This window comes from Niveispirillum cyanobacteriorum (assembly GCF_002868735.1).
Classification (GTDB): Bacteria; Pseudomonadota; Alphaproteobacteria; order Azospirillales; family Azospirillaceae; genus Niveispirillum; species Niveispirillum cyanobacteriorum.
Genome location: NZ_CP025611.1, coordinates 2,635,246 through 2,654,021, shown reverse-complemented (window position 1 = coordinate 2,654,021; position 18,776 = coordinate 2,635,246). Strand labels below are relative to the sequence as shown.

Genomic DNA, 18,776 nt, shown 5'->3' with positions numbered 1-18,776 from the left:
CCCATCAAACCCCCGTCACTTCCACCGGCACCCCACCCGATAGCCGCTTCAGCCCCCGCGTGATGGCGGGAAGTTCCTTCTTATAAACCCGTTCCAGCGGTGTGACCTGCACCGCCCATGCGCCCTTGCCCTTTGGTCCTGCCACGGTTTTGTGCGTCCAGGTGGCCACCACCCGGCCCTGGCGCAGGATCACGGGGCTGATCCAGCCGGCAACGCGGTAGACGGCGGGCCGGAACCGGTCCTCCAGATACTGGCCCGTATCGACATGGGCCAGGAGGTAAGGATCGAACAGGCCCAGCACACTGATCTGGCGCTCCACCGGTTCCGCCGCCATCAGGTCCGCCAGATCACGTTCCAGCACATAGGCCTTCTTGGCGCCCAGCGTTACCGGCACGATCTCGCCGCCCAGATCGGCAAAGGCCTGCTGCGCCGGTCCCGCATAGAAACCCACGAATTTCTTGAAATCCGCCGGCGTGGCGGGGCCATAGACGGCGAGGTAGCGGCGGGCCAGATCAGCCATGGCCGTGCGTGCGTCCGGCACCACGAGGACACGGCCCAACCATTGCGCCAGGTGCACGAACAGGGCCTCGCGGGCGCCTTCACCATCCGCCTTCTCCGCCGGCCCATGGCAGACATGGCCCAGCGCACAGGCCAGCTTGATAATCCCACCCCAGCTATGTTCCAGCATGGGTCGCGCCCATTCGCCCAATTCCGGCACTAGACGGCGCGACAGGTCCATGCGGCTATGGGCACCCTGTTCCAGCGCCTGCACCACCGCCGCGACCAGTGTATCGACCTGATCCAGGCTCAACCCTTCCTTGGCGTACCAATTATGGTAACCCGCGACATATTCCCGGCGCAGGCCCAGGATCATGGGCAGATCGTCGCTTGGCATCAGGTGCAGGGTCGATCGCTGTGCCCAGAGCTTCACCAGGCTGCGATCGTGATACAGCGCACGGTCGATATCGCCATCCGCCGCCCCCGCCGCGCTGCGCGCCCGCAATTGCAGGATGGCGGCGGAATGAACCTGAGCCTGTGCCCCGATCAGGGTGCGCGCCGCGACCAGAGCGTCTGCCGCTGGGTTGGTCAGGTGCTGACGGTCCAACCGGAAGGAAAGCGCCTGCGGCAGTGTAATCGCGGTCATCATGGGTCCTGCGGGTCGGATCGATAGAGCGGTTTTCCGTTGACCGGAAACCGCTCCGGCGGCGACTGCCGCCGCGCGGCACATGCCGCGTCAAGCCAAGCCGCGGATGCGGCGCCGGCGCTTGAGGAACTGGAAAACGACACCGCAGGATGCTCCAGATGCACCTCAAGAACAATAGGGGAACAGACCTTATTTAAGGCTATCCATGCGCCGTTGCAGTTCCGGCCGCTGCGGCGCGTCGGCGGGAAGCTGTTTCAGCAGCCGTGTCCACAGCTCGCGCGCCCGGTCATTCTTGCTTTCATTCGCCGCCTGCTGACCCAGGTAATAGAGTGCCTGCGGGTTGTCGGGGGCCAGGTCCAGCACCTTGGCCATGGCGTCCAGGAATTCCACACTGCCCTGGGTCTGCGCATCGTCGGGGGCCGTCAGGCGCGACAGGTCCAGCCAAGCCTGCAACCGCTTGGGATCGGCCTTCACCGCCCCGCGCAGCGCGTCTCGCGCGGCATCCAGATTGCCCTGCACCTCCCGCGCGCGTGCCAGCCGCATCCAGCCATCGGCATCGCCGGGATTGTCTTTCAGCTTGGCCTGCAGCCCATCCACCATGCTGTTGATGGTGGCCTGCTGGTCCTGCTGGCTCATCCCCGCCATGGCCTGCATCTGTTCGGGCGACAGAGCGGGTGCGGCACCACCTTGGCCACCTGCCTGACCCATGGCGGGCGGCGGCGGGGCACTGGCGGGCTTGGGCGACGGGGTGATCGCGATGGGGTCCAGGCCAACCTGGGTCGCTGCATCATGGATGCGCCCACGGACCGTGGGCAGCCAGGGCGCATCAGCGGGGCTGTCGGCGACCAGGGCGGTCCAGCGGTCCAACGCACCGCGAATGTCACCCGCCTGGATACGCGCCATACCCAGATAGTAACGGGCGCGCGCATCCATGGGATCGGCGGCCACCGCCTCGGTGAAAAGGCGCACCGCCTCTTCCCCCACCACACCATCGGCGGCGACGGTCAGGGCCTCGGCCAGGGCACCTTGCACACTGCCATTACCGGGCGACAGGCGCAGGACCTGACGCCATGCATTAACAGCATCGATGGGCCGGCTCATGGCGCCATAGGTCTGGGCCAGCAGGCCCCAGGCACCGACATCGTCGGGATTTTCCTTCAACCCCGCTTCCAGCTTGGCCACCGCCTCCATCACCTGCGGCGGCACCGGGGCCTCTGGCGGGCGGGTCGCGAAGGGCACGGCTGGCAGGTTGGGCTGACCCAGTGGCAGATAGACGCCAAGCGCCGCCAGCGGCAGCAGCAAGGTCACCACCAGGGCCGTACGCTGCGCGGGCTTGGCGCTGCCGCTCGCCTTGGTGGCCGCCGACGCCTCATCCGCGACGGACAGCAGGCGACGCCCCACCTCGGCCCGGGCGGCGCGGGCCTGATCGTCCGACAAGATGCCCCGTTTCAGGTCGCGCTCAATCTCCGCCACCTGTGCAGCATAAACGCCGCGCGCAAACTCCGCCGCCCCTTCCAGCGGCGGCGGGGGGCGCAGCAGGGTGCGCAGCAGGGGCAGCAGGGCCAGCGCCGTCAGGGCGGCCGCGACCAGCCAGAAACCGATCATCGCCCAACCCCCGGCTTGTCATCATTCAATAAAGCGGCCAGCCGCGCCTCTTCCTCCGCCGTCAGGGCAGGGGCCGGCGTGGTTTCCACATCCCGACGGCGCTGACGCATGTAAAGGGCGGTGCCGAACCCGGCCAGCAGCAGCAGGGCGAACGGCCCCCCCCACAGCAGCGCCGTGTAACCCGTCACCGGCGGGCGCAGCAGCACGAAATCACCATAGCGGTCATGGACATAGGCCAGGACCTGTTCGTTGCTGTCCCCGGCCACCAGCCGTTCGCGCACCAGCACGCGCAGGTCGCGGGCCAGATCGGCATTGCTGTCATCAATGGACTGGTTCTGACAGACCAGACAGCGCAGTTCCTTGGAAATCTCCCGCGCGCGGGCCTCCATCACGGGATCGGCCAGTTTCTCATCCGGCATGACCGCCAGGGCGGGAAGGACGAGGGTGGCAGCGAGGAGCGTGGACGCGATCCATGCCGACGGCCAAAAACGGCCAACGGCATAGGCCGGCGACTGCCGGCCCGGCGCCCGTGCGCCGTAAGCCAAGGGCGCGAATGCGCCCGCCCGGCGCCTGAGGGAACGCATATAATCCCTCATTTCGACAGCTCCCGGATCATCGGCAGAATCTTTTCGTCCACGTCGAACGGCATCAGCGGCCCGACATGGCGGTAACGCACCCGGCCCTGGCGGTCGATGACATAGGTTTCCGGCACGCCATAGACGCCGAAATCGATGGCCACCCGGCCATCCTTGTCGGCACCGATAGAGGTGTACGGGTTGCCCATCTGCGCCAGGAAGGCCTTCGCGGCGTCCGGCTTGTCCTTGTAATTGATGGCGTGGATGGTCACGCCCTGCTCATTGGCCAGCCGCATCAGCAGCGGGTGTTCCACGCGGCAGGGCGCGCACCAGCTGGCAAAGACATTGATCAATTGCACCTTGCCCGTCAGGTCGGCCTTGGACAGGCCCTTCTCCCCCTCCGACAGGCCCGGCAAGGCGAAGACCGGCGCCGGCTTGTCGATCAGCATGGAGGGCAGGATCGACGGGTCGCGGGTCAGGCCCAGTGCGAAATAACCGCCCAGGATCAGAAAGACAGCCAGCGGCAGCAGCAGCAGCAGGCGGTGACGGGTAACGGCGCTCATGCTGATGCTCTTATTCGGCGGGTTGCAGGGCGGGAGTGACAGGGGCCGCGCGGCGGGACGGAACCCCCACCCGCAACCGCCGGTCAGACAGGCTGAGACAGCCGCCCAGCACCATGACCAGCGACCCGATCCAGATCCAGGGCACCAGCGGATGGTGGTACAGCCGGACTACCCAGCCGCCGCCGCCGGGATTCTCCTCCCCCAACACCACATAAAGATCAGAATAGAAGGTGGTATGGATGGCCGCTTCCGTGGTCTGCATCTTGGCCACCGGATACCAGCGGCGCTCCGCCGTCAGGTTGGCAATCTGGCGACCGTCGCGGCTGACGCTGAAATGGCCCATTTCCGTGCGGTAATTGGCGATATTCAGGTCCTCGACCTTGTCCAGCACCAGCTCGTAGCCAGCGATGCTGGCCTTGTCGCCGAGCTTCATCACCCGCACATCCTCGGCCAGCCAGAAGGTGGTGCCCACCATGCCGGCAATGGCGATGCCCATGCCGGCATGGGCCACCGCCGTGCCCCAGGCACCCAGCGGCAGGCCCCTGGCGCGGGACAGGCTGTCGGCCAGCGGCACCCGGAACAGCTTCACGCGCTCCGCCACTTCCCAGATGGCACCGAACCCGGCCCAGGCCGCCATGGCGATGCCAACCAGCGCCATCACCGGCTTCACGCCTGCCAGCCACAAGGCCAGCATCACCGACGCCAGGGTCAGTAGCGCCACCACCCACATCCGCGACAGCACACCCGGCAGATCCGCCCGCTTCCACGGCATGAACGGGCCCAGCGCCATCACCAGGATCAGCGGGATGGTCAGAAACGGCGTAATGAAATTATAGTACGGCGCGCCCACCGAGATCTTGTGCCCGAACGCATCCAGCAGCAGCGGCATCAGGGTCCCGATCAACACCACCGCCGCCGATACCGACAGCAGCAGATTGTTCAGCACCAACGCGCCTTCCCGGCTCAGCGGCGCGAACAGCCCGCCGATCTTCAGCGCGTGCGCCCGCAGCGCGAACAGCAGCAGCCCGCCGCCCGTCGCCAGGATCAGCAGACCCAGCACCGCCACCCCGCGCTGCGGATCAACGGCAAAGGCATGAACCGACGTCAGCACGCCAGAGCGCACCAGGAAGGTGCCCAACAGCGACAGGGAGAAGGTGAGGATGGCCAACAGGATGGTCCAGGTCTTCAACGCGTCGCGCTTTTCCACCACGATGGCGGAATGCAGCAGGGCGGTCCCGGCCAGCCAGGGCATCAGGGACGCGTTTTCCACCGGGTCCCACATCCACCAGCCGCCCCAACCCAGCTCGTAATAGGCCCACCAGGACCCCATGGCGATGCCCATGGTCAGCGAGGTCCAGGCCACCAACGTCCAGGGCCGCACCCAGCGCCCCCAGGCGGGATCAACCCGCCCCTCAATCAAGGCGCCAACGGCGAAACTGAAGGCGACCGAGAAACCGACATAGCCCAGATAGAGGAAGGGCGGATGGAAGGCCAGGCCCGGGTCCTGCAACAGCGGGTTAAGGTCATTGCCGTCGAACGGCGCCGGGTAGACGCGGGCAAACGGATTGCTGGTGACCAGGATGAACAGCAGGAACCCGACCCCGATCAAGCCCTGTACGCCCAGCACACGGGCCTTCAGCGTCGGTGGGATATTGCGCCCGAACCCGGCTACCGCCGCACCGAACAAAGCCAGCATGAAGACCCAGAGCAGCATGGAACCCTCATGGTTCCCCCAGACGCCCGCCACCTTGTACAGCATGGGCTTCAGGCTGTGGCTGTTATTCACCACATTCAGGACGGAGAAGTCGGAAACGACATGCGCCTGCATCAGGGCCGCGAACGAGATGGTGATGGCGGCCAGCTGCGCGAACGCCGCCATCCGCCCTGTCTCCATCCAGGCCACATCCCGCCGGGCCGCCCCGACCAAGGGCATCACCGACTGCGCCACCGCCAGCAGCAGGGCCAGAACCAGGGCGTAATGTCCGATCTCGGGGATCATGTCCGTCTCGCTGCTTGACCGCAAAAAATCTGACCAAAGGTCAGTTACTTCCCCGCTTCATAAACCGGCTTGCCTGGCAATTCCGGCTTGAACTGGCCCGATGCCTTCAGGGCGTCGGCCACTTCCTTGGGCATGTATTTCTCATCGTGCTTGGCCAGCACTTCAGACGCCACGAAGACGCCGTCGCTGCCCAGCCGCCCTTCGACCAGTACGCCTTGGCCCTCGCGGAACAGGTCCGGCAGGGGGCGGTCGGTGGTGATGGTCACGGAATGGGCGGTATCGGTGATGGTGAAGCGGGTGGAGACACCGTCATCGACCTTCACCACCGACCCGCCTTCGACCAGCCCGCCAACCCGCAGCCGCTTGTCACCCGGCGGCTTGGTCACCAGATCGGTAGGGGAGAAGAAGAAGGCCACATTCTCCTCGAACGCGGTCAGGGTCAGGGCCGTGGCGGTGCCCAGGCCGGCGAGTGCCAGCAACAACATATACAGACGGCGCTTCTTGCGCGTCATCATGGCGTTTCCTCCCCACCCGCGTCACCGGCGCCGGCCCGGCGGCGACGGCGCGGCAATGTCTGTTCCAGGCTGCGCAGCAGGCGTTCCTTGCGGCGCAGGGTGCCCAGGCTGGCCAGCAGCAGGCCCACCAGGACCAGCAGCGCCAGGCCATAGCTGGACCAGACATAGATGGCGTATCCGCCCATGTGGAAAAAGTCGGCCATCCTGTCACACCCCCCCGGCCTGGGTCAGACGCAGGGTCTGGATCTTGCGTTCCGCCAGTTCGGCCCGCATCCGCAGAATGACGGTCGCTGCGAAATAGGTCTTGAAGGCCAGCGCCAGGATCAACAGCGGCCACAGCATGTCGCCATGGATGGCAGGCCCATCCATGCGCAGCACCGATGCCGGCTGATGCAGCGTGTTCCACCAGTCGACGGAGAATTTGATGATGGGCACATTGATGGCGCCGACCAGCAGCAGGATCGCCCCCGCCCGGTGCCCGCGCTGCGGATCATCAAAGGCATCGACCAGCGCCATATAGCCCAGATACAGGAAGAACAGGATCAGGACAGAGGTCAGGCGCGCGTCCCACACCCACCAGGTGCCCCACATGGGTTCCCCCCACAGGCTGCCGGTAACCAGACACAGCAGGGTGAAGCCCGCACCGAGCGGGGCCGCAGCCTTTGAATAAACCTCTGCCAGCGGATGGCGCCAGACCAGCGCGCAGGCCGCCGCGACCGCCATGGAACTGTACGTGAACATGGCCATCCAGGCGGCAGGCACATGCACATACATGATGCGCACGGTGTCGCCCTGCTGGTAGTCCTCCGGACTGACGAACAGCGCCAGATACAATCCGGCGGTAAACAGGATGGCGGACAGGACCGAGACCCAGGGCAGGATCAGGGTAGCCAGGCGCAGGAAACGGGCGGGATTGGCGAAACGATGCATGATGGTCCCTATGTAGCATGGGACCTGCGGTTTTCACACCGCTGCCAACGGTTCCTGCGCTGATTTGATCCAGCGCAGAACCATCAACCCCAACGTCCGGCCCGCAATGTGCGCAGATCAGCCACGGCATTGCCCGGCATGGCGATGGCGTGGTGAACCAGGGCCGTGGCCATGTCGGCCTCCAGCGGCTTGGCGAACAGATATCCCTGCGCCCGATCACAGCCCATCTGGCGCAGCAGCGCCTCCTGCCCCTCCGTCTCCACCCCTTCGGCCACGACGCCGAATTCCATGATGCCGGCAATATGCAGGATGGCGCTGACCAGGGCCTTGCCCTTGTCGTCGCGGGACATGGCAGTCACGAAGCTGCGGTCGATCTTGATCGTATCCACCGGCAGGTTCTGAAGATAGGCCAGCGAGGAATAGCCCGTGCCGAAATCATCGATGGCCAGCCCAATGCCCAGATCGCGCAGTCCCTTCAGGATGGCGATGGCCTCTCCCCCCTGCCCGATCAGCCCGCTTTCGGTGATTTCCAGACGCAGCCATTCCGGCCGGCATTCCGTCATCTCCAGCACCCCCGTCACCCAGCGCACAATATCCAGTCGGGACGGGTCGAGCTGATAGGGCGACAGGTTGACGGAGACATAGAGCGGGTTATCGGCCCGGCCCCTGTTCCATTTCGCGATCTGGCGGCAGGACTGAACCAGTATGTGGTTGCCCAGCGGCACGATCAGGCCGGTTTCCTCCGCCACCGCCACAAAAGTGGTGGGCGGGATGGGACCATGTTCAGCATCGGTCCAGCGGGCCAGCGCCTCAAACCCTGCCAGTTCACCATCGGCCAGCCGCACGATGGGCTGAAAGACGGGCCGCACGCCATTACTGAAATAAATGGCCTGACGCAGCTTGTCATAGATGACATGGCGTTCGGTCAGGCGGGCGCGCATGGCCGCATCGAATACGCGCCGACCGCCTCCGCCCGCCGCCTCGGCCTCCGCACTGGCAATCTCCGCATCGCGCAGCAGGGCGGCGGCGTCACCCCCGCCCTCGGCGCTGGGCACCACACCCAGGCTGGCCGTCACAAACATCTCCCGCCCGGACACCGACAAGGGTGCGCGAAGGGCGTCACGCACGGCATGGGCCAGATCATCGACACGCCCTGCCTCGGGGTCGAAGGACAGGACGGCGAATTCGCCGGTGTCGATGCGGCCCAAAAGATCGTCGGCAGGCACGCAGTCCCGCAGCCGGCGCCCCACAGCAGCCAGCAGGGCATGAGCATCCGCCTCGCCCAGCGTTGCCTTCAGGGCACGGAACCGGTCCAGGCCGATGACGGTGACGGCGATGTCCGTCTCCACCCCCAGCGCCTGTTGCAATGCATGCAGCAGATGCGTGCGATTGGGCAGGCCCGTCACCCGATCGAAATTGGCCATGACATGCAGTTGCTGCTCGGTCCGCCGGCGATAAATCTCCGCCTGCCGTTCGGCCAGCAGGTGGTGCAGCTCCTGCGCCACCTCCAGCTCGCCATGGCTCCACCCCTGGCCGGCGGTGCGCAGCAGCACGACAATCCCGTCTGGCACATCAATGCCCAGGACGGGACCGCGCCAGACGATGCCTTCGCGCCGCGAGGCCCCTTCCAGGCCCAGCTGTTCCTGCCAGTGGGACAAAGGCTCTAGATCATGGCTGGCCCAATGGCTGCCCTCGATCCCGGCGAGGGCAGCGTTATGGGGCAGCACCTCCTTAATCACGGAATAGGCGGCGATCAGGCCATCGGTCAGCTGTACGCCCTGGCGCAGCAGCCGGCCCAGCCGGGTCAACCCGCGTGCGGCCACCGTGCGCGCGGCCACGGCGGCCCGTTCATCCAGGGCGGCGACCTGTGCCGCCACGATCTCGCCCAGCGCCTCACACAGGGCGCGGATCGAGGGGCTGACCGCATAGGCATCGTTGCTTTCGCACCAGAGATAGCCCCACAGCCGGCCACCGACCAGTAAGGTGACGGCCAGCACACCGCGCACATCGCGGCGCATGGCATGGCCCTGGAACAGGCGGGTAGGGTGGCGCAGGCTGGCGCGACTGAGATCGACGGGCACACCGGTCTGCGGGTTGACCGCCGGCACCAGCGGCACCGGCTCTGCCTGCATGTCAAACACGACACGGGCCCGGTTCAGTTCCAGTAGAGAGGTCTCCAGGGGCCGCAGCGGCACGAAGCCGATATCGGCGCCCGCATCGGCCCCTGCTGCCGTGGCGGTGGCCAGCACCTGCACCGGCCCCTGATCCACCATACGCACGAACAGCGCCCGGTCATAACCGGTCAGGCGGCGCAGATCCTGGACCACGGATTGGGCCAGATCACCGATATCCCCGATATGACGGTACCGGCGGATGGCCGCACCGAAGCCGGCATTGATCATGCCAGCATCGCCCAACGGGGTTGCCGGCTCCATTTCCAGGACCAGACCGCCCGCATCCCAATGGCCATGGGCGATCAGGCGCAGTTTCTGCCCACCGCGATCCACGCGTAGCGGCACCGGCCCGATGGCATCGGCACCGGCCTGGGCGATGGCACGGTCCAGCGCCCGCGCGGCAATGGGACCCAGCAGATCCGTCACCGTGCGGCCCAGTGCCTGTTCCACCGATATGCCCAGAAGGGCCGGCAGATTGGCCCCCGCCTGCAAAAGCCGGCGGCCGCCGGTGTCCAGCACCATCAGCCAGCCATGTGGCTGCACCAGATCCAGACGTTCCCCGGATGCGTCGCCACCCGCCGCGATCAGCGACTGGGGGGCGTGCCATCCATGGACGGGAGGGACCAGCATCAGGATCAGGACCAGTGTTCAGGGAAAGGGAAAATCAGAAAACGAGAAAAGCAGATGACCTAGCACTCGTCGGTGAGAGCGATCACATAAGTGCGCACAGGTTAATATTGCGTTGAGGTGGACCGGTAATTGCGCTGAGTCAAAAGGCAACGACAGGAAACAGCATGCCGTGGACGTATCCGAATTGGCAACATCGGAATTCCAGCCTGGAGGTACCCCGTTTGCACCGGCGTTGATCAAAAGCGACAAAGGACCTAGCTTATTGATCCGCAGCGAAATTGCGTCGGGCGCCTGGGACGTGATAACGATAATGGCAAAAGAATGTTCAGGCTCGGAGTTTGCCCGGACCATGTGGATCGAATGCTTTGTGCCAGCCACTTTGCCGGATGCGCCGGGCGCGTCGCCGGTGGCCGGTGCTATGGGTCCGTCCCCTGACCGGGGATGGCGGAGTGCGCGATGCTAGGCTCCCTTCTTCGTCGTCTGACCGGGCAGCGTGCTGAAGCGCCCCGCCCCACCCCGATCCCACCGGCGGTTTCGGAAACGCAGGCCGATGCGGCCCCATCCGCGGAGCAGCCGGCGGAGCCGGATTTGCAGATGTCCAGCCTGGAGGCCCATGCCCTTCCTGGCGGGCCGGGGAAAAGTCCCGTCTTCTCCTCCCGCGCTGTTCGTGATGCGACCGTGGTGACCGGAACCATCGAGTCGCTGAACCGATTCGTGACCGGTCAGGATGTGCTGGATGATCTGACCTGGCGGCTGGAAAGCCTGACGGCAGATCAGGTGAATTTCCTGCAACTGTCCGCCGAACCCGGCCTGATCCAGCGGGCCCAGGCCCGCAGTGAGATATTGAAGGGGGCCAAGGCCGCTGCCCTGCGCAAGCTGCTGACCGATCTGGCGGGTGGTGCCATTCCGGAACCGGCCAGCCGGGGTGCACCGCTGGTGCCACCCAACGCCCCGATCCTGCCGCCCCTGACCTCGCTTCAGCCGCGCACTGGTGAGGGACCGGTACCGTTGGTGCCCAGCCTGGGCTCCGCCAACCCGGCCCCGCCCGGTCCCGGCGCGCCCAGCCTGACAACCGCACCGCCGCTGGTGTCCAAACCCATCCCCCCGGCCCCGGCCAAGCCGCTGGTGCCTACGCCCGTGCCGCCCAAGGGACCGGTCGTTTCCCCACCCGCCCTGGTGGATGCGAAGGCCCCGGAACCGAAACCGGCGGAAACCAAGCCGTTGGATGTAAAGGTGCCAGAGGCGAAGGCCCCGGAACCCAAACTGGCGGAACCCAAACCCGCTGCGTTCAAGCTTCCGGACATCAAGCCCACAGAGCCGACGCCTGTGGAGCCGAAGCTGGTGGAGCCTGCGCCCGCTCCGACTGTAAAGGTGCCGGAGCCAGTGGCCAGCAAACCGAAGACGCTGCCGCCAGCACCAACCCCGGCAGCGACGGTGGCAATGGCACCGGTGGAACCACCCCGCCCTGAACCCGCCAAGGTACAGGCCGAACAGCCGCGTCCCGTCCAGGCACCAGCATCTCCTCCGCCTGAACCCGCCCTGCCCCGTCTGGGACGTCAGGATGCGGAGGCCCGCCGTGCCCGCCTGTTGGCATCCTTGAACGACACTCTCTCCTCCAGCGAGGCCGCCCCATGAGCATGCCGTCCAGCGACACCACCGACGCGCGCAAGCCGGTGGAGACGGGGGCCACAGGCGCACCCCTGACCGGGGAAGTGCAGGACAGCGTCGATCCGTTCGACTATGCGGAAACCATCGTCCGCGATCTGGCCCACCATGTTGGCTCACGCCTGCGCGATTTCCGCTCCGATCTGGCCGCCATGCATTCCGCCGTGGTGCAGCTGCCGGAAACGATGAAGATCAACGCCCTGGGGCAGAGTATCCAGGAGCTGCGCGAACGTCTGGCCCATCTGACCGGTGTGGTCAGCCAGCAGGTGACCCGCTATCCGGAGGAACTGGACCGCGTTGCCAAGTCGGCGTCGGAGTTGCTGAACCGCGTTGCCGGCCTGGAAAGCTGGATCGCGGCAGCACGCCAGACCATGGCGCAAGGCGGCGAAGGCCCGAACCTGCCCATGCCCACCGGCGGCTTTGTCGGCCATGATCAGTTCGAAGCCATCATCAGCCAGGTCCATGACAGTATCCTGCGCGTCGTGGGTGCTGTGCGCGACCTGCAACTGGATGTCCGCGATATCCGCAGCGATATCCGCAAGGGTGCACAAGGCGATGTCGCCGCTGCCGCGGCACCGGTGGCAGCGGCACCCGCCACCCCTGATCATGGCCCGGCCCTGGCCGAACTGTCGCGCCGTCTGGCCGCACTGGAAAACCGCCCGACGCCAGCCAGCGGTCAGGCCCTGGCCGACCTGGAGCGCCGCCTGAAGGCGCTGGAGGATCAGCCCGCCGCCGAGGCGCCGGCCCCTGCCGCCCCCGCCGTTCCCCCGGCACCCGTGGCCGCCGCCCCGGCGCAGGCGGACGTGGCTGCCCTGGTATTCGGTGCCTGGCACCGCCTGTCACTGCCCGCCGGTGACAAGGCCCTGTCACAGACGGTGGAGGCGGTGCTGTCCACCCTGTCGCGCACCTTCGATCAGACGGTGCGGTCGCCGCAGGTCGCCAAGGGTTCGGGCATTGTGGCGGTCGCCACCGCCACCCGCGCGGGGACCCCGATCACCGCCCTGCTGGCGACCGAGGATCTGTGTGGCCGCACCTGGACGCTGGGTGCTGATGCCGCCGACATGGCCGCCCCCGCCGACGGGGACAAGCCGGCGGCGGCACGCACGCCCTGCTGGCGTGCCCTGCTGGCCGCATCGGCCCTGGTGGAACAGCAGCAGCCGGGCACCAAGGTGCTGCCGCTGCTGGTCTATGGCCATGGCAGCATCGACAAGCTGCCGACGCGCGACGACATGAACGCCCATGCCGGCAAGCTGGGCGTGTCGGCGGCGGCGGAACGGCTGCTGGTCATCGGCGCGCCGGACCAGTCGGGCCATACCGGCTTCGCGCAGCCGCGCGACCTGCTGTCGGCATTGACCGAACTGGGTCTTTGATCCGGTATGCCGCGCATCCTGGTCACGGGCTTCGCGCCCTTCCTGGGCCACGCCGTGAACCCCACGGCCTGGCTGGCGGAACGGCTGAACGGGGCCAACGTCGCCGGTGCGGATGTAACGGGCGTGCGCCTGCCCGTCACCTTTTCCGGTGCGGTCCCGGCATTGAAGGACGCCGTCGCCGAACACCGGCCTGACGCCGTGGTGATGTTCGGCCTTGCCTATGAGACCGACCTGATCCGCCCGGAACGGCTGGCCCTGAACCTGGATGATGCGACCGCCCCCGATAATGACGGTGTCGTCCGCCGCAACCGGCCCATCGATCCGACAGGCCCCATGGGCTATTGGTCGTCCTTGCCGCTGGATGCCATCATCGATGATCTGGAAGCGGGTGGCTTTCCCGTGAAAACCAGTCGCGATGCCGGCGGCTATATCTGCAATCATCTGTTCTTCGGGATGCGGCATTGGCAGCCCGGCCTGCCCGCCGGCTTCATCCATGTCCCGCCCTTTCCCGACGGTCTGAAGCCCGAGGACCGGGGGCACCGGACCGGTATGGAATCGGAACGGCTGGAACAGGCTGCTCGCATCATTCTGGCACGGGTGGCGCAATCGTGATAGGTTTTATTTCCTTGTCATGATCTGGCTCATGCCATGCAACACCCCCTGATTTTCTGTTTCATGATGTTGCACAACGCCCGGAGTCCGACGGATCGCTGCTCCGAATGGCCTTGGCGGGAAACGCAGTTACTTCCCCCTGCCGGTGAAAGCCGGTAGCATGCGCTGACCATCGTCACCCGCCCCCGCCAAGGGATTTTCCGGGATCATGCAGATTTATCTTCCCATTGCCGAACTCTCGGTCAACGCCCTGTTGATCTTGATGCTGGGCGGGGGTGTGGGCTTCCTGTCGGGTCTGTTCGGGGTCGGTGGCGGCTTTCTGATGACGCCCTTGCTGATCTTCATCGGCGTGCCACCCGCCGTCGCCGTGGGCACCCAGGCCAATCAGCTGGTGGGCGCCTCGGTCTCCGGTGTTCTGGCCCATTGGCGCCGCAACAATGTCGATGTGAAGCTGGGCGGTGTCATGCTCATCGGCGGGGCCATCGGCACGGGGCTTGGCGTCTGGCTGTTCGGCCTGTTGCAGAAGCTGGGTCATATCGACCTCGTCATCTCGCTCTCTTACGTGCTGTTCTTAGGCACCGTCAGTTCCCTGATGCTGACGGAAAGCGTGCGGGCCATTGTGAAGGGGCGCGGCGTGCCGGTGCGGTCCAAACTGCACCACCATACCTGGCTGCACGGCCTGCCCTTCAAAATGCGGTTTCCCCGCTCGCGCCTCTATATCTCTGCCTTGCTGCCGGCCTTTATCGGCTTTGTCGGCGGGGTCCTGGTGGCAATCATGGGCATCGGCGGCGGGTTCCTGCTGGTCCCGGCCATGATCTATATCCTGGGCATGCCCACCGCCCTGGTGGCCGGAACCTCGTTGTTCCAGATCATCTTCACCACGGGTTTGGCCGCCTTCCTGCAGGCGGTGGGCAACCAGACGGTCGATATCGTGCTGGCCCTGCTGCTGCTGGTGGGCGGGGTGATCGGGGCACAGTTCGGGACCCGCGCCGGGGCCAAGCTGCGCGGTGAGCAGGCGCGCGCCCTGCTGGCCCTGATGGTGCTGGCGGTGGCGGTGAAGCTGGCCGTGGACCTGATCGTGCGACCGGAGGATCTGTTCTCCATCACCCTGCCGGTGATGACATGACGCGCCGCCACCGCCGCCTTCTGGCCCTGCCCATCGCACTGCTGGCCGGGTTCTGCCTGTGGCAGGCATCAAGGCCCGCCTGGGCGCAGTCGCTGGTCGCCGACCTGTCCAGCCACCTGATCGCCATCACGACCGGCTTCACCGGCACCGATGTGGTGCTGTTCGGCGCCGTGGACGGGGATGGCGATGTCGCGGTCGTGGTACAGGGACCGGAGGGCGAGGTAACGGTGCGGCGCAAGGACCGCGTGGCCGGCATCTGGATGAATGTGGAGGATGTGGCCTTCGCACGGGTGCCCGCCTATTACAATGTCGCGGTGACGGCCCCGCTGGACGGCGTGGTACCCCCGACCGTGCTGCAACGGCATGAGATCGGGTTGGATTATGTCCGGCTGCTGCCGGAGAAGGCCAAGCTGTCGCCAGAAAAGCTGGCCGAATTCCGCGCCGCCCTGATCCGCAACAAGCAGCGGGCGGGGCTTTATACGACAGAGGTAGGCGAGGTCTCCTTCCTGGGTCAGCGCCTGTTCCGCACCCGCATCTTCTTCCCGGCCAATGTGGCCACGGGCACCTATACCGCGTCGGTCTTTCTGATCCGCGACGGCGATGTGGTCAGCGCACAGACCACGCCGCTGTTGGTCTCCAAGATCGGCTTTTCCGCCAATGTCTTTGAATTCGCGCAGCGCAATTCCGTCTTCTACGCCATCCTGGGCATCATGCTGGCCGTGACATCGGGCTGGCTGGCCGGGATCGTTTTCCGCAAATCATAACGGCCTTCGGGGGGAGGCAACCATGACTGACAAGACCCGCATCTTCCTGGTCGTCGTGGACGAGACGGAAGAAATGACCGTCGCCCTGCATTATGCCGCCCGCCGCGCCCGCACCACGGGGGGCAAGGTTGCTCTGCTGCATGTCATCCCGCCGTCGGAGCTGCAGCACTGGGGCGCCATCGAAGAACTGATGAAGCAGGAGCAGCGGGAAGAGGCCGAGCAACTGATGCAGCGGCTGGCCAAGGAGGTGGTGGATATCGCCGGCTCCATGCCCATGCTCTATATCCGCGACGGTCAGGCCAGCGAACAGTTGATGAAGCTGATCCAGGAAGAACCCAGCATCTCTATCCTGGTGCTGGCCGCCGGTACGGGGCGCGGCGGGCCGGGCCCGCTGATCAGCTTCGTGGTGGGACAGATGGCGGGCAGCCTGCGCATCCCCGTCACTGTCGTGCCCGGCTATCTGTCGGACGAGCAACTGGACGCCATCACCTGACGCCGCGCCAGCGCTCAAGCGCGTTACGCAGGGCATCGGCGAAGTCGCGGCGTTCGTCCGGTGACAGGTAACTCCCCACCACGAGATGCCGCCCATGGCTGGCCAGGGTGATCTGGCTGCCGGGCCGCAGCGGTTCATCCAGATGCACGCGCAGCCAGCCCGGCGCCAGGGTCCAGACCTGCCGCCGGTTCGACGGGTCGATACGTTCAACCGTCAGCGCCCGGTCGGTCAGCTCCACCGTCTCATACGCATGACCGCTGCGGTAACTGGCTTTGAACGCCCAATAAAGGATGGCAACATCCACCCCCATGAAGCCGATGATGGGCCAGGCCCCTGACAGGTAGAAGGCAACACCAGCCCCCAGGCTCAACCCGCCGACGCACCACATCAGGCGCCGGAACCCCGCCGGGCTCAGGCTGCGATGGGGATGGATCACGGCCCGGAACAGGACCGTGCCATCGGTTGATGGAGCGACCGCATCATTCATGACACAGACGATAGGACGCAGACAGCAGCCCGGCAAGGTGGGGCGATTGCGACAGGCTGTCCCGCCAACTATGTTAAGCGTCCCCCCTCCCCCGCCCGGATGCCCCCCTTGAAGCGCGCCGCCATCGACGAATTCTTCCGCCGCCTGTCGGAAGCCAATCCGGAACCGAAGACGGAGCTGGAATATTCCAACCCCTATACGCTGCTGGTGGCCGTCGTCCTGTCGGCCCAGGCCACCGATGTCGGCGTGAACAAGGCGACCCGCGCGCTGTTCGAAAAAGCCGACAACCCGGCCGCCATGGTGGCCCTGGGCGAGGCGGTGGTGCGTGACCATATCAAGACCATCGGCCTTTATAAGAACAAGGCCGCCAACACCATCAAGCTGTCAGAGATCCTGCTGGCCAAACATGGCGGTGAAGTGCCGCGCGACCGCGAAAGCCTGGAGGAACTGCCCGGTGTGGGGCGCAAGACGGCCAATGTCGTGTTGAATACTGCCTTTGGGGAGCCGACCATCGCTGTCGATACCCATATCTTCCGCGTTTCCAACCGCACCGGTCTGGCGCCCGGCAAGGATGTCGATGCGGTGGAACAGTCCCTGCTGAAGCGGGTGCCCAAGACCTGGCGTCTGAACGCGCACCATTGGCTGATCCTGCACGGGCGTTATGTCTGCAAGGCGCGCAAGCCGGATTGCCCCGCCTGTGTCGTCCGTGATCTTTGCGGGTTCGAAGCCAAGGTGCTGGAATAGGAAGTTTTTTGATGCGTACCCCGCCCGATCCGGGTTTCGCGCTGTATGTGCATTGGCCGTTCTGCGCGTCCAAATGCCCTTATTGCGACTTCAATTCCCATGTCCGGGAAAAGGTGGATCAACCGCGCTGGGCCGAGGCCATGCTGCGGGAACTGGATCATTTCGCCGACCTGACACCGGGCCGTACCCTGACTTCCGTCTTCTTCGGCGGGGGTACCCCGTCGCTGATGCCCCCCTCCACCGTGGAAGCCATTCTGAGGCGGGCGGATGAGCGCTGGGGCCTGCCCGCCGGGACGGAAGTGACGCTGGAGGCGAACCCGACCAGCGTAGAGGCCGACAAGTTCCGCGCCTTCCGCGCCGCCGGGGTCAACCGCGTCAGCCTGGGCATCCAGGCCCTGAACGAGGCGGACCTGAAGGCCCTGGGCCGCCGACATTCAGCGGATGAAGCACTGACCGCCATCGGGTTGGCCCGCGCCATCTTCCCCCGATACAGCTTCGACCTGATCTACGCACGGCCCAACCAGACGGTAGCGGCCTGGCAGGAGGAACTGTCCCGCGCCCTGGACCATGCCGTCGGGCATCTGTCGCTCTATCAGCTGACCATTGAGGAGGGCACGCAGTTCCACACCCTGCACGCCCGTGGCGAGCTGGTCCTGCCGGAGGAGGAGGTGCAGGGAGAGCTTTATGCGGCCACGCAGGAGGTGCTGAACGCCGCCGGCCTGCCCGCCTATGAAGTGTCGAACCATGCGCGACCGGGCGAGGAAAGCCGTCACAACCTGACCTACTGGCGATATGGCGATTATGTCGGCATCGGGCCGGGCGCACATGGCCGCCTGACCCTGCCCGGCCAAGGCAAGGTCGCCACCCGCACCCACCGCGCGCCGGAGGTCTGGCTGGACCGGACACTGGCCAATGGTACCGGCGCCAAACCATTCGAAGCCGTCGCGGATGCCGACCGCTTAACAGAGATGCTGATGATGGGTCTGCGCCTGTCAGAGGGCGTGTCGCTGGACCGGCTCGCCGCGGAAACGGGCAAGCCGCTGACGGACTGGATCGACCCATCCCGTCTGGAGGGCCTGATCCGTCACGGCATGCTGGAACGGCGTGGAGCCGTCCTGGCCGCCACAATCGATGGGCGGGAGCGGTTGAACGCCGTACTGGCCCGGTTGCTGGGGTGATTAGTCCTTATGAACTATCCAATTGGATAGGAGTGATTCCATAGCCTGTTTAATAAAATGCCGTAAATTTCAGCATACGCATGTCACCGACGCTTATTGTGGAAACCATGATGGCTGGCGTGTGACCTGATGTCAAAAATCATACCCCGAGATGCGGTCCTTTGATTTAATGATATCGAAGCTGAAGCGGTTTGATTTTGTA

Annotated in this window: 18 protein-coding genes; 8 read left to right on the top strand and 10 right to left on the bottom strand. The window is 65.8% G+C overall.

Annotated features, from left to right (window positions below; all coding sequences use genetic code 11):
• Window positions 1–4 precede the first annotated feature (4 nt).
• The 9 genes from C0V82_RS12335 to C0V82_RS12295 form a co-directional block, all read right to left on the bottom strand.
• A complete protein-coding gene (locus C0V82_RS12335; RefSeq protein ID WP_158659893.1) occupies window positions 5–1,147 on the bottom strand; it encodes a winged helix DNA-binding domain-containing protein in 1,143 nt (380 codons plus the stop codon).
• A gap of 186 nt (window positions 1,148–1,333) precedes the next feature.
• Window positions 1,334–2,749: a c-type cytochrome biogenesis protein CcmI gene (gene ccmI / locus C0V82_RS12330; RefSeq protein ID WP_102112605.1), complete on the bottom strand. Its 1,416-nt coding sequence runs from the start codon at window positions 2,747–2,749 to the stop codon at window positions 1,334–1,336.
• Entirely contained in the window at window positions 2,746–3,333 is a 588-nt protein-coding gene (locus tag C0V82_RS12325; protein WP_102113404.1) for a cytochrome c-type biogenesis protein, read from the bottom strand. Before C0V82_RS12325 ends, ccmI begins: the two co-directional genes overlap by 4 nt.
• An 8-nt stretch (window positions 3,334–3,341) precedes the next feature.
• Window positions 3,342–3,887 (bottom strand): DsbE family thiol:disulfide interchange protein, encoded by a 546-nt coding sequence (locus C0V82_RS12320; RefSeq protein ID WP_102112604.1) that lies wholly within the window; start codon window positions 3,885–3,887, stop codon window positions 3,342–3,344.
• A gap of 10 nt (window positions 3,888–3,897) precedes the next feature.
• A complete protein-coding gene (locus C0V82_RS12315) occupies window positions 3,898–5,886 on the bottom strand; it encodes a heme lyase CcmF/NrfE family subunit (RefSeq protein WP_102112603.1) in 1,989 nt (662 codons plus the stop codon).
• A gap of 44 nt (window positions 5,887–5,930) precedes the next feature.
• Window positions 5,931–6,398, bottom strand: coding sequence for a cytochrome c maturation protein CcmE (gene ccmE, locus C0V82_RS12310; protein WP_102113403.1), 468 nt, complete (start codon window positions 6,396–6,398; stop codon window positions 5,931–5,933).
• Window positions 6,398–6,604 carry a heme exporter protein CcmD gene (gene ccmD, locus C0V82_RS12305; protein ID WP_102112602.1) on the bottom strand — a complete coding sequence of 69 codons (207 nt, stop codon included), beginning with the start codon at window positions 6,602–6,604 and terminating at the stop codon, window positions 6,398–6,400. The genes ccmE and ccmD overlap by 1 nt, the downstream gene beginning before the upstream one ends.
• Before the next feature lie 4 nt (window positions 6,605–6,608).
• Window positions 6,609–7,331, bottom strand: coding sequence for a heme ABC transporter permease (locus C0V82_RS12300; RefSeq protein WP_102112601.1), 723 nt, complete (start codon window positions 7,329–7,331; stop codon window positions 6,609–6,611).
• 83 nt (window positions 7,332–7,414) lie between these two features.
• Window positions 7,415–10,135, bottom strand: coding sequence for an EAL domain-containing protein (locus tag C0V82_RS12295; protein WP_102112600.1), 2,721 nt, complete (start codon window positions 10,133–10,135; stop codon window positions 7,415–7,417).
• 456 nt (window positions 10,136–10,591) lie between these two features.
• Between C0V82_RS12295 and C0V82_RS12290 the strand changes: the two genes are divergently transcribed.
• The 6 genes from C0V82_RS12290 to C0V82_RS12265 all read left to right on the top strand — a co-directional run bounded on the left by C0V82_RS12290 (window position 10,592) and on the right by C0V82_RS12265 (window position 16,165).
• A complete protein-coding gene (locus C0V82_RS12290; protein ID WP_102112599.1) occupies window positions 10,592–11,770 on the top strand; it encodes a hypothetical protein in 1,179 nt (392 codons plus the stop codon).
• Window positions 11,767–13,170 carry a hypothetical protein gene (locus tag C0V82_RS12285; protein ID WP_102112598.1) on the top strand — a complete coding sequence of 468 codons (1,404 nt, stop codon included), beginning with the start codon at window positions 11,767–11,769 and terminating at the stop codon, window positions 13,168–13,170. Before C0V82_RS12290 ends, C0V82_RS12285 begins: the two co-directional genes overlap by 4 nt.
• A gap of 6 nt (window positions 13,171–13,176) precedes the next feature.
• Window positions 13,177–13,782, top strand: a complete 606-nt coding sequence (locus tag C0V82_RS12280; protein ID WP_102112597.1) for a pyroglutamyl-peptidase I — start codon at window positions 13,177–13,179, stop codon at window positions 13,780–13,782.
• A gap of 208 nt (window positions 13,783–13,990) precedes the next feature.
• The gene (locus tag C0V82_RS12275) at window positions 13,991–14,908 is read left to right on the top strand and encodes a sulfite exporter TauE/SafE family protein (protein WP_102112596.1); all 918 of its coding nucleotides are present in this window, start codon (window positions 13,991–13,993) and stop codon (window positions 14,906–14,908) included.
• Window positions 14,905–15,672 (top strand): TIGR02186 family protein, encoded by a 768-nt coding sequence (locus tag C0V82_RS12270; RefSeq protein ID WP_102112595.1) that lies wholly within the window; start codon window positions 14,905–14,907, stop codon window positions 15,670–15,672. The genes C0V82_RS12275 and C0V82_RS12270 overlap by 4 nt, the downstream gene beginning before the upstream one ends.
• 22 nt (window positions 15,673–15,694) lie before the next feature.
• A complete protein-coding gene (locus C0V82_RS12265; RefSeq protein WP_102112594.1) occupies window positions 15,695–16,165 on the top strand; it encodes a universal stress protein in 471 nt (156 codons plus the stop codon).
• On the opposite strand, the gene C0V82_RS12260 is transcribed toward C0V82_RS12265, so the two are convergent.
• Entirely contained in the window at window positions 16,158–16,652 is a 495-nt protein-coding gene (locus C0V82_RS12260) for a DUF2244 domain-containing protein (protein ID WP_102112593.1), read from the bottom strand. The two genes, C0V82_RS12265 and C0V82_RS12260, sit on opposite strands and share 8 nt — an antisense overlap.
• A gap of 99 nt (window positions 16,653–16,751) precedes the next feature.
• Here C0V82_RS12260 and nth point away from each other — a divergent pair, with 99 nt between their 5' ends.
• Window positions 16,752–17,396 (top strand): endonuclease III, encoded by a 645-nt coding sequence (gene nth, locus C0V82_RS12255; protein WP_102112592.1) that lies wholly within the window; start codon window positions 16,752–16,754, stop codon window positions 17,394–17,396.
• Between the two features lie 11 nt (window positions 17,397–17,407).
• Window positions 17,408–18,574 carry a radical SAM family heme chaperone HemW gene (hemW, locus tag C0V82_RS12250; protein ID WP_102112591.1) on the top strand — a complete coding sequence of 389 codons (1,167 nt, stop codon included), beginning with the start codon at window positions 17,408–17,410 and terminating at the stop codon, window positions 18,572–18,574.
• Window positions 18,575–18,776: the final 202 nt, after the last annotated feature.

Bases quoted from the DNA above. Each gene is read 5' to 3' on its own strand.
- C0V82_RS12335 (WP_158659893.1), bottom strand. From the start codon at position 1,147: ATGATGACCGCGATTACACTGCCGCAGGCGCTTTCCTTCCGGTTGGAC.
- ccmI (WP_102112605.1), bottom strand. From the start codon at position 2,749: ATGATCGGTTTCTGGCTGGTCGCGGCCGCCCTGACGGCGCTGGCCCTG.
- C0V82_RS12325 (WP_102113404.1), bottom strand. From the start codon at position 3,333: ATGCGTTCCCTCAGGCGCCGGGCGGGCGCATTCGCGCCCTTGGCTTAC.
- C0V82_RS12320 (WP_102112604.1), bottom strand. From the start codon at position 3,887: ATGAGCGCCGTTACCCGTCACCGCCTGCTGCTGCTGCTGCCGCTGGCT.
- C0V82_RS12315 (WP_102112603.1), bottom strand. From the start codon at position 5,886: ATGATCCCCGAGATCGGACATTACGCCCTGGTTCTGGCCCTGCTGCTG.
- ccmE (WP_102113403.1), bottom strand. From the start codon at position 6,398: ATGACGCGCAAGAAGCGCCGTCTGTATATGTTGTTGCTGGCACTCGCC.
- ccmD (WP_102112602.1), bottom strand. From the start codon at position 6,604: ATGGCCGACTTTTTCCACATGGGCGGATACGCCATCTATGTCTGGTCC.
- C0V82_RS12300 (WP_102112601.1), bottom strand. From the start codon at position 7,331: ATGCATCGTTTCGCCAATCCCGCCCGTTTCCTGCGCCTGGCTACCCTG.
- C0V82_RS12295 (WP_102112600.1), bottom strand. From the start codon at position 10,135: ATGCTGGTCCCTCCCGTCCATGGATGGCACGCCCCCCAGTCGCTGATC.
- C0V82_RS12290 (WP_102112599.1), top strand. From the start codon at position 10,592: ATGCTAGGCTCCCTTCTTCGTCGTCTGACCGGGCAGCGTGCTGAAGCG.
- C0V82_RS12285 (WP_102112598.1), top strand. From the start codon at position 11,767: ATGAGCATGCCGTCCAGCGACACCACCGACGCGCGCAAGCCGGTGGAG.
- C0V82_RS12280 (WP_102112597.1), top strand. From the start codon at position 13,177: ATGCCGCGCATCCTGGTCACGGGCTTCGCGCCCTTCCTGGGCCACGCC.
- C0V82_RS12275 (WP_102112596.1), top strand. From the start codon at position 13,991: ATGCAGATTTATCTTCCCATTGCCGAACTCTCGGTCAACGCCCTGTTG.
- C0V82_RS12270 (WP_102112595.1), top strand. From the start codon at position 14,905: ATGACGCGCCGCCACCGCCGCCTTCTGGCCCTGCCCATCGCACTGCTG.
- C0V82_RS12265 (WP_102112594.1), top strand. From the start codon at position 15,695: ATGACTGACAAGACCCGCATCTTCCTGGTCGTCGTGGACGAGACGGAA.
- C0V82_RS12260 (WP_102112593.1), bottom strand. From the start codon at position 16,652: ATGAATGATGCGGTCGCTCCATCAACCGATGGCACGGTCCTGTTCCGG.
- nth (WP_102112592.1), top strand. From the start codon at position 16,752: ATGCCCCCCTTGAAGCGCGCCGCCATCGACGAATTCTTCCGCCGCCTG.
- hemW (WP_102112591.1), top strand. From the start codon at position 17,408: ATGCGTACCCCGCCCGATCCGGGTTTCGCGCTGTATGTGCATTGGCCG.